Origin of the sequence: Calidithermus terrae, assembly GCF_003574345.1 — a bacterium.
Taxonomy (GTDB): domain Bacteria; phylum Deinococcota; class Deinococci; order Deinococcales; family Thermaceae; genus Calidithermus; species Calidithermus chliarophilus.
On sequence record NZ_QXDL01000156.1, the window covers coordinates 1 to 10,022 of the forward strand.

General features: G+C 66.9%; 7 protein-coding genes. 6 read left to right on the forward strand and 1 reads right to left on the reverse strand.

The genetic code is table 11. From position 1 onward, the window contains the following. The first annotated feature begins 278 nt into the window (after window positions 1–278). Window positions 279–704 carry an OsmC family protein gene (locus Mterra_RS15435; RefSeq protein WP_119315984.1) on the forward strand — a complete coding sequence of 142 codons (426 nt, stop codon included), beginning with the start codon at window positions 279–281 and terminating at the stop codon, window positions 702–704. Between the two features lie 178 nt (window positions 705–882). On the opposite strand, the gene Mterra_RS15440 is transcribed toward Mterra_RS15435, so the two are convergent. Continuing rightward, window positions 883–1,329, reverse strand: a complete 447-nt coding sequence (locus Mterra_RS15440; RefSeq protein ID WP_119315985.1) for a regulatory protein RecX — start codon at window positions 1,327–1,329, stop codon at window positions 883–885. A gap of 583 nt (window positions 1,330–1,912) precedes the next feature. Between Mterra_RS15440 and Mterra_RS15445 the strand changes: the two genes are divergently transcribed. The 5 genes from Mterra_RS15445 (at window position 1,913) to Mterra_RS15465 (ending at window position 9,927) form a co-directional block, all read left to right on the forward strand. Then, the gene (locus Mterra_RS15445; protein WP_170159694.1) at window positions 1,913–4,804 is read left to right on the forward strand and encodes a DUF11 domain-containing protein; all 2,892 of its coding nucleotides are present in this window, start codon (window positions 1,913–1,915) and stop codon (window positions 4,802–4,804) included. A gap of 57 nt (window positions 4,805–4,861) precedes the next feature. After that, on the forward strand, window positions 4,862–7,978 hold the full coding sequence (locus Mterra_RS15450; RefSeq protein WP_147372834.1) for a phage head spike fiber domain-containing protein: 3,117 nt from the start codon (window positions 4,862–4,864) through the stop codon (window positions 7,976–7,978). Between the two features lie 98 nt (window positions 7,979–8,076). Beyond that, a complete protein-coding gene (locus tag Mterra_RS15455; protein ID WP_119315988.1) occupies window positions 8,077–8,784 on the forward strand; it encodes a metallophosphoesterase in 708 nt (235 codons plus the stop codon). A gap of 277 nt (window positions 8,785–9,061) precedes the next feature. Continuing rightward, window positions 9,062–9,346, forward strand: coding sequence for an Lrp/AsnC ligand binding domain-containing protein (locus tag Mterra_RS15460; RefSeq protein WP_119315989.1), 285 nt, complete (start codon window positions 9,062–9,064; stop codon window positions 9,344–9,346). Between the two features lie 8 nt (window positions 9,347–9,354). Further along, window positions 9,355–9,927: a CPBP family intramembrane glutamic endopeptidase gene (locus tag Mterra_RS15465; protein ID WP_338025080.1), complete on the forward strand. Its 573-nt coding sequence runs from the start codon at window positions 9,355–9,357 to the stop codon at window positions 9,925–9,927. Window positions 9,928–10,022: the final 95 nt, after the last annotated feature.

Sequence of the window (10,022 nt, forward strand, 5' to 3'; positions counted from 1 at the left end):
CCAACCCTCCCCGCCAGCGGGGAGGGGGTATCCCCCCAGCCCCCCTTGCTAAGGGGGGGAACAAGGCGTTTGGCGTTTGGCGTCTCGCGTTTCGCATACGGCGTACGACGTAAGACGTAGGACATGCGTCTTGCGTTTTGCGTCTTGCGTTTTGCGTTTTGCGTCTGGCGTACGACCTAGGACGTAGGACGTACGACCCGCGCCCGGCTATCGGCGTTTAGCGTTCGACGGTCGATGAGATGACTTTTGCCCCACGAGCGGCAACGTAAATTGGGCCCATGGCGACGAAGCGTGTCGTACTCCATCAACTCACCGGCCACCGTTTCCTGGGCATCAACGAGCAGGGCGACAAGGTCTTGATCGACGGCGACCAGCCTGCCAGCGGGATGCGGCCCATGGAGTTGCTCCTGGCGGCGGCGGCGGGGTGCACGGCCTACGACGTGGTGGACATCATGACCAAGAAGCGCCAGCCGCTGGCGCGCTACCGGGTCGAGGCGGTGGGCGAGCGGGCCGAGGAGCACCCCAAGCGTTACACCCGCATCGTGATCACCCACTACGGGGCGGGGCCCAACGTCACGCAGGAGGCTCTACAGCGCGCGGCCCAGCTCTCGCACGAGAAGTACTGCTCGGTCACCGCGAGCCTCAACGTGCCGGTGGAGGTGCGGGTGGTGGTCGAGCCGTACGAGGTCGAGCAGCCCGCCTGAGCAAATTCGCCGCGCCGGGTCACAGGAGCCCGGCGTTTCCTTTTGACGCCCGGCAAGGCCTCGAGAGCCCCATCGCCAGCGTCGAGAGTCAAGGGTCTAGGGTCGAGGGCCAAGGCGTTTTGCGTTCAGCGTTCGACGTTGGGCGTTTTGCGTACGACGTACGACCCGCGTTCAGCGTTTAGCCCTCAGCTTCCCCTGCCTCGTAGCGCGCCCAGGCCTCGAGCGCCGCCGCGAAGGAGAAGCCCCGGTTGGCGAGGAAGCGGATGGCCTTGGGCTTGTCGCCCTTGTGGCGGCTCTGGTAGCGCTCGAGGAGGGCCAGGGCCTCGGCCACCGGGTCGCCTTCGGGCTCGAGGGCCCGCAGCACCTCGTCGATGACGCGGTCGGGCACGCCCTTGGCCTTGAGCGAGCGGCGGATCTTGGCCGCGCCCCACCTGCCCTGATACAGCCGGGCATAGCCCTCGGCGTACTTGCGGTCGTCGAGGTAGCCCATGCGCCTGACTTCAGCCAGCACCGCCTCTACCTCGGCCGCGCTGCCCCGCCTGAGCAGCTTTCGCTCGAGCGCGGCCTCGCTGTACGCCCTCACCGCGAGGACGCGCAGCGCGTACTGAAGCAACTCGGCGTTCATGACCTTAATGTAAGGGGGGCTGAATCATGAGCGGCTCACATCATTTCACGCTCATAATTGAGTGTTGGGCACCGATATCTACCCTTTCAAAAACGTCATCCATACATCAACGTCACGCGAGAATAACGCGTGCCGTTACCTAGAACCAGATTGACAACGAGGTAACGCAGACCTATCATGAAAACGTAAATATCTGAGAACAGTGTGTGAGATTTAGAAAGGAGGTGATCCTCCGGGAGATTCTCGCTGAACTGAGCCAGGCCACGTTGATTTGCTCCGCATTGCGCTACCGTCTACCCTAAAAATCTGGCTGTTCAGAACAGGATGCGCCAAAACGTTACTGGCGCGAACCTTGGCGTCTTGGCGCATCTGCGTCGGGTCTCCCGACATGAGCAATTATATTCAACCGGCGACGACAAGTCAGGCGGTTTTGCACACAAATTGCGAGGTCAGTATGCACCCTAGATGGGTATTGGTGCTGATCGCTGGTCTTCTATTCGTGTTGGCCAGCTGCACGAGCAACGTCAAACAGAGCGGTTCCCTCGAGATCAAAGTACAGGGCATTAGCGAAGCCAGCGTCGAAGTGACTACCGCTGCGGGCAAGGTGGTCTTCAGCGGTAAGGTGGCGGGCAGCAAGCTCCTTGCCGACCTCGAGCCCGGCACCTACAACATCGACGGCGGGCAGGTCAAGGGATACCAGGACCCGGCGGTCAGGAGCGTCGATCTCTCCAGCGGCAAGAAGGTCGAGGTCATCCTGGTCTACCAGCAGGCCCCTCCGCCCTCCGCCACGGTAGCCAGGCTGGAGATCACGGCGGTCAGGGACGCGCTCGACATGGACCTGCCCTTTAACCGCGAGCGCAACGCCAACAAAGAGGTGAACCTCTACGCCTCGCAGACCGAAGAGGCGGTCTGCGTCACGGTGAGGGCCACCGACGCGACCGGTGCGGCCGTGGTCAACGCCCCCATCGTCGTCAACGTGGCCGAGCTGTTCGGCGACCACGTGGCGATCATCCGCGGCTGCGCCAAGGGTCAGATCGGCGCGTCGGGATTCCGGGACGGCATCTACACCGGCGCCGACGGCACCGCGGTGTTCACCCTCTACGCCACCCACGGCGGCAGCCTGAACAGCGGTCAGGACCTGCTGCTGTTGCTCGGCCAGCCCGCCAAGGTGGTCGTGGCCGCCGAGAACACCGACAACACCGCCATCCTCGAGGAGTTCAAGGTCTTCTTCTACAACATCTCCCACCTGTACTTCAACCGGCAGGCCACCAAGCAGCGCGTCGGCTCGCGCTTCGCCGAGGAGAACATCCTCAAGCCCGAAGACGACCGCATCGACCGCAACATCCCGCGGGAGAACGCCTTCCCCATCGCGGCGGGCCTGTACACCAAGCAGCCCCAGACCGCGATCAGGCTGCCCGACCCCCTCCTGAACTTCGAGTTCGAAGTCCTCGAGGGCGCCGACAAGGTGCACTTCGCGGCCTGCAACAACCTCGTCACCCCCAAGCTCTGCCGCGACCCCGACGGCGACGCCTACCTCCAGCCCAACGCCAACCTCGGGCTCAAGGACATGCCCATCAGCGCGACGGTCAAGGTGACGCTGTACGTGCACTACCAGTACGGCGATACCGTATACCGCTGGCCGCTGAAGGACTTCACCGTCACCAAGACCTGGATCGGCACGTACCTCACCATCACCAAGAACGTAGACCACCACGTGCTGACCTGGGCCGGGCCTGAGCACCACCTCAACGTCTTCCCCGACGGCAGGCCCAAGAACCGGCTCGACTACACCCTCGACGCGGCCAACGACCCGGCTGTGGCACCCGGCAGCGTCTTCACCGCCACCTACACCATCACCGTCACCAACGCGGGCACCTCCCCGGCCTACAACGTGACCATGGCCGACGCGCTGCCCGCCGAGCTGGGCGTGATCACCAGCACCGCCAACCCTGGAGGGGCCACCTACGACTCCACCAACCACGTCGTCACCTGGAACTGGCAGAACACCCCAGACCCCAGGTTCGACGTGCTGGCTCCGGGTGAGTCCATCACCGCCACCATCCAGGTGTACGTGCGGCAGAAGCCGGGCTTCTGCTGGGACGACACCCCGGCGCTGGGCAACGACCTGCAAAGGGCCCAGACCTACCAGATCAAGCCGCTGGTGAACGTGGGCCGCTCGCAGTGCGGCAACACCGTAGACCAAGGCTACGGCGACCCCACCGGCACCCGCTACGACGACCCCTACCGGATGATCGACGGTTACTTCCAGCAGGACGTGACCTCTACCTGGTACACCGGGGCCCCGCTGGGCAAGGGCGGCTTCCAGGTGAAGGTGGACTTCAACGGCGCCGTCAACGAGAAGGACGTGGTGATCTGGGCCGTGCGGCCGCGCTTCGTGGTCACCAAGACCCTGGTTGACCGCTCGATCGATGGCAAGGACGTCGGGCGCACCGCCTACTACGACATCAATATCCGCAACGTTCCGCTCGACGTGGGCACCCAGCGGTACGCCTTCCTGAGGGCCGCCTACCCCGCCGAGTTCGACGGCAGCGGGCGCGACAACCCCTACGGGCGCAACGTGCTGCTGACCGACGTGATGGATGTCGGGCTCGACTTCATCAGCTCCGGCCCGCTAACGGTGACGGATGACGACCCCGGTGGTGTTAGCACCGATTACGCCTCGAACTGGGTACCGGACAAGGGCATCACCTGGAACCACATCCTGTTGATGGGCGGAGGTGATTCAGGCAGCACACGGATCGCACTCAGGACTAACCTGCCGGGCGTCTGGTACAACTGCGCCTTCTTGGATGCTGACAACCTCAACCAGCCCTTTGTCGAGTTCTACCCGCGTGGGGTTGACTGGGCACCTTCGTACGAGTTCCGTCCGTGGGGCGCCAGCCCGCTGCACGACGACATCCTGCCCAACCTACGCTACGGCATTACCTCCTGTGTTGGCCTAACAGTAATCGAGCCCACCCAGCCGTGGATCCACCTCGACAGCGACAGCGAGTTCGAGAGCGACAACCCCGTGAACGACCCGACCGACCGCGAATTCGCCGTGGTCAACGGTGAGGTGTTCTACTACCACTGGACTGTGACCAACACGTCTGATCCTGTCAATGGTGCTGATGCCAAAAACGTGACCCTGAAGATTGATCTGACGGGCCCTGCGGCCTTCTCGAACAGCATCTTTGACCACAGAATCTTCATAGCTCATGACGCTAACAATAACGGCGTAATCGACCCGTTTGAGTGGGCACCCCACGACATAGCTACCTCGGCCAGCGCGAACAGCGTTACCTTCGGGCCAATCAACCTGCCTGCGGGTTACAAGCTGCGCTTCACTTCGCGGACCACGGCCACAGGAGTTGGCAACGCCGACGCGGTCGCGACGGTCACCTACACCAACCCAGAGGACCAGGCCCCGCTCCTGCCGATGCAAACGAGTGAAAACACCTCCATTCAGCCCTAGACCCTAAGCCCTCTTGCCCCCCGGCCCCTGGCCGGGGGGCTCACCCCCGGGGGAGCCATGTCCAGAACGCACTTATATATCTTCGTCCTGCTCTTCTTCGCGGGGTGTGCCAATCCTCCCGCCCCTGGCCTCGCCGACCTCCAGCTCGACGCTGCCCGGGGCGAAGTCGTGGTGCAGGTGCAGGGCGTCCAGAGCGTGAGCGAGGTGCGCTTCGCCTTCAACGGCAACCCCGCCGAGGTGCTGAGCCTGAGCGGGGGCTCGACGCGGCTGGCGCTTCCCCTGGGCGGGAAGGCCTGCTACGGGGGCAACCGGCTCGAGCTCGAGGTCAAGTCGCGCTCGGGCAACAGCGACGTGACGCTGCGGCGCAGCTACGCCTTCGACTTCAAGCCCGCCGACCCCGCCGTGAAGCTGCCCGCCAAGGTGCAGGCCACGCTGGGCAAGCCCGCGGTGCGGCCGGTGCCCATCGAGAGCGCTTTCAGCTACGGCTGCAAGGCCCAGTGGCGGCTCGAGCCGGCGGCGGGCTCGAGCCCGGTCTCCTCCGCGGTGCCCGGGACCGCCGACCTCGCCTTCCCGGCCAAGAACGCCCTGGGCGATTACCCCTACCTGGTGGTCGTGACGCTGGGCGACTGGCGCTGGGAGGGCGTGGTGACGCTGCAGGTGGGGGCGGCCCCGCCGCCCGCCACGCTCAACGTCGCGCTCGAGGGCATCCAGAGCGCCCCGGTCACGGTCGTTCGCAAGGCCGACGGCGTCAAGGTCTTCGAGGGGACGGTGCAGGGCAGCAAGGCGCTGGGGGGGCTCGAGGCCGGCACCTACACGGTGATCGGCGGGAAGGTGGAGGGCTTCACCGAGCCGCTGCCGTGGGAGGGCAGCCTCAACCCCGGGGATAACGTGACGGTCCCGCTGAAGTACACCGCCGGGACCGGGCCGGTGGAGCCCGGCATCGCCATCCTGGCGCCCGGCGACACCATCACCGAGCCGCGCTTCGAGGTGAGGGTGAAGCTCGACAACCCGGGCCTCTACAGCGTGATGCACGCCATCTTCGAGGACAAGGGCATCCTCACCTCGTGGTCGGTGAGCCCCAACCAGAGCACCTACTCGGCCCAGGTCACCCTCAACCCCGACCTCTACAACGGCCCCCACATCCTGCGCATCCGGCTGCTCAAGGGCGGGAAGCTGGTGGACGGGCCGGCCAAGCAGGTGGTGATGAACGCCCCCTGGAACGGCGCGGGCGAGCTGGAGTTCCTGGGCTTCCCCGCCAGCGTGACCCTCGAGCCCGGCCAGAGCACGACGCTCAGCGGCACCCTGCGCTCGGTCAACGGCTACCAAGGCCCCACCTTCCTGCGTGCCAGCGCCCCCGCAGGGGTCAGCGTCGGCCTGAACCCGGCCCAGGTCAACATGGTCGCCGCCGGGGAGGTGCCCCTGCAGCTCACCGTGAGCGTGCCCTCGAGCTCCACGGGGCTGTTCGTGGTGCACCTCGAGGCCAAGGACCAGTGGGACCTCCAGCACTTCTACACGAGCCTCAACGTGAACGTGCCCGGCAAGCCCTCGGTGAGCCTGTCGCTGCCCGCCGACCCCCTCACCAGCCGCCCGGTCCCGGTGCAGGCCCAGGTCACGGGCGGGGGCCAGATCGCCAAGGTGGAGTTCTTCGTAGACGGCAGCCTTAAGGCCACCGACACCGCCTCCCCCTACGAGTGGAGCTGGGACCCCGGCCTCACCAGCAACGGCAAGACCTTCACCCTCAAGGCGGTCGCCACCACGGCCGCGGGGCTCAGCGGCGAGGCCCAGGCCACCCGGCGGGTCGAATTGCCGCTGGGCGTGCGCGGCACGGTGGACCTGGGCCTCACCCCCGCCGCGGGGCCGGTGACGTGGAACGGCAACGTCTACGTCGGGGGCAGCGACGGGGGCGGGAACGGCCGGGTGGTGCGCGTCAAGCCCCAGGACCTCAGCAAGGTCGGCCTTTCCTTCGGCTCGGAGCCCGTCAGGGCGCTGCTGCTCGAGGGCGGCCGGCTCTACGTCGCCACCGGCTCGAGCCTCTACTGGACCGACGCCGGCTTGGGCTCGGCCCGGCACCTGTGGACGCCGGAGGGCGGGGAGTTCTGCTGCTTGGAGGGCGGGGGCGGGGTCTACGCCGCCTACAGCTCGGTGGTGCGGTCCTTCGCCGAGGATTGGGCGCTCGACGTGGGCGAGCCCGTCCGCGCCCTGGCCTCCGCCGGCGGGGGCGCTTTGTACGTCGCCACCGACACCCGCATCCTGCACCGCGCCGCCGACGGCTCGCTCGAGGCCGAGCCCCACGGCTGGCAGGTCGGGCGCCTCGAGGTCGCCTTCAGCCGCCTGTGGCTCCTGACCCCCGGCCGCCTGCTGCGCCACCCGCTGACCCTCAACCCCCTGCGCGACCCCGACGCCTTCGAGGGCGCAGGGTGGGAGCAGGAGGGGACCGACGTGCGGGCCAACGTCGCCAACGCCCCGGACAACCGCAAGACCGCCGACCAGGTGCTCGTCAACGGCGCCAGCCACTTCCTGCGCCAGCGCGTGCCCGTCCAGCCCGAGACCGCCTACACCTTCAGCTTCTACGCCCGCAACAACGGCGGCAGCGCCGCCGCCTACAGCGTCTACGACCCCGCCCACGACGCCGAGATCGTCCCCGTGACCTCCTACATCGAAACCCTCAAGGAGGAAGAGGGCACTTGGAAGCGGATCGTCGTGAACTTCACGACGCCCGCCGAGGTCACCGAGGTGATCCTCTACCCGCTGAAGGACTCGGGCGAAGAGGTCAACCTTCTCCTGTGGGGCGCGCGGCTCGACCGGGGCGCGACCCCGGCCGCCTACGAGGCGGTGGTGGGCCAGAACCTGTGCGCGGAGCCCACCGGAATGGCTTTGCTCAACGACTTGTGGGTCAGCGACGCGGGCGGCTGCCTCACCCGGGCCAACAACCAGGGCGCCATGAGCCAGCCCTTCAAAGGCTCCAAGCCCCTGGCCTTCGCCCCGGCCGCCAGCGGGGGCCGGCTCTACCTGGCGTACAACGACGGCACCCTGCTCGCCGTCACGCCTGGCGGCTCGGTCGTCAAGCAGGAGACCCCGGTGGCCGAGGCGCCCGTGCTCGGCATCGCGGCGCTCGAGCGGCTGTGGGTCCCCTACGCCGGCGGCAAGATCCGGGTGGTGGACCCGGTCCCCTGAACGCCCGCTCGAGCGGCTGCCGGGACTTTGAGCCTGGGACGGGGTTTTATCGCCCAGATGACCGGGAGCGCAGAGCCTGAGCACGATAAGCTACCTACGTGCGCGTTTTTGCCATCGCCGACCTTCACCTCTCCCGCGCCTTCCCCAAGCCCATGACCATCTTCGGGCCCAACTGGGAGGGCCACCCGGAGGCCGTGTTCGAGGAGTGGCGCAAGGTGGTGGGCGAGGACGACCTGGTGATCGTCGCCGGGGACATCTCCTGGGCCATGAAGCTCCCCGAGGCCCTGCTCGACCTGCGCGACCTGGGCGAGCTGCCGGGCATCAAGGTGCTGCTGCGGGGCAACCACGACTACTGGTGGCCCTCCATCACCCGCCTGCGCCAGGCCCTCCCGCCCCGCATGCACGCGCTGCAGCACGACTCGCTGATGTTCGGCGGGGTGGCTATCGCCGGGAGCCGGGGCTGGGACGCGCCGGGCAGCCGCGACTTCAGCGCCGAGGACGAGCGCATCTACAAGCGCGAGCTCGAGCGCCTGCGCCTGAGCCTCAAGACCGTGCAGAACCACCCCTACGCCCACCTCATCCTCGCCCTGCACTACCCCCCCTACTCCGTGACCGGCGGCCCCACCGGCTTCACCGACCTCCTCGAGGAGTTCCGCCCCGACATGGTCGTCTACGGCCACCTCCACGGCGCCGACCCCGCCCGCCTCCCCCAATCCTGGGACGGCATCCCCCTGCACTTCGTCTCCGCCGACATGATGCGCTTCAGGCCGAAGCTGATCCTCGAGGCGGAGGGTGAGGAGCGGTAAGCGGTCAGCGGTCAGCCATCAGCCGTCAGCTCGTGGCTCGTGGCGGAAAGAAGCCCCACCCCTTCCCTCCCCGCGTGCGGGGAGGGTTTATCCCCCCAGCCCCCCTTGCTAAGGGGGGTTGCATCTCGCGTACGACGCAGGGCGTACGACATACGACCCGCGTTTAGCGTCTTGCGTATTGCGTTTGGCTATCAGCTATCGGCATTCGGCTACCCGCGTTCACCCTGGGACGCACCACCCAATAGCCCTCACTACCCTCGCGGTATCATCGAAGGGCATGATCACCGCCTTCGTGCTCATCCAGACCAAGCGGGAGGCCACCGCCGAGACCGCCGAGGCCGTGGCCGAGATCCCGGGCGTGGCCGAGGTGTACTCGGTGACGGGGGAGTGGGACTTAGTCGCCAAGCTCTCCTTCCAGGACTTCGAACAGCTCGACGACATCGTGACCATGGGCCTGCGCAAGCTCGCGGGCATCGAACGCACCCAGACCCTCCTGGCCTTCCGCGCCTACCCCAAGAAACTGCTCGAGCAGGGCTTCAACATCGGCTCGGAGTTGGGCTAGTGTTCCGGGTGTTGTTCAATATCCAGGCGCTAATCCTGCTGATCGGGGCTGCCGGGATGGCCCTGGGCGGCTACCCGCTGGTGCACACCCCCGACCCCCTGCGCGACACCCTGGCCTTCCTGGCGCTCTACTTCGGGCTGATGGGCCTCGAGCTGCTGTTCTCGAGGCTCTTCCCTTCCTCCTTCGGGGTGGTGCAGCAGCTCCACTCCCAGATCGGGCGGGCCTTCCGCAACCAGCAGCTCGGCTACACCCACGCCCTGCAACTGGGCATGATCTCGGGCGTTGCCGAGGAAGTGCTCTTCCGGGGAGCGCTGCAAAGCCTGCTGGCGAGCACCCTGGGCCTGGGCTGGCTCGGCGTGGCCCTCCAGGCCGCCGTCTTCGCCGCCTTCCACCCCGTCCCCGACCGCCGTGCCTGGAGCTACCCCGCCTTCATCTTCCTCGCCGGCCTGGCCTTCGGCGCCGCCTACCTCCTCACCGGCAGCCTCATCCCCGGCATCCTGGCCCACTACCTCAACAACAGCAAGGGCTTCTACCAGCTACTCGACGAAGCAAGACGGCTCGAGCACAGCGAGAACAGGTAGAGCGAGCCGCCAGCAGTCAGCGGGAGGCCCGTGGAGATCCCTTCCCCCTCCCACCCCGCCGGCGGGGTGGGAGGGGGAAGGGATCTCCACGGGCC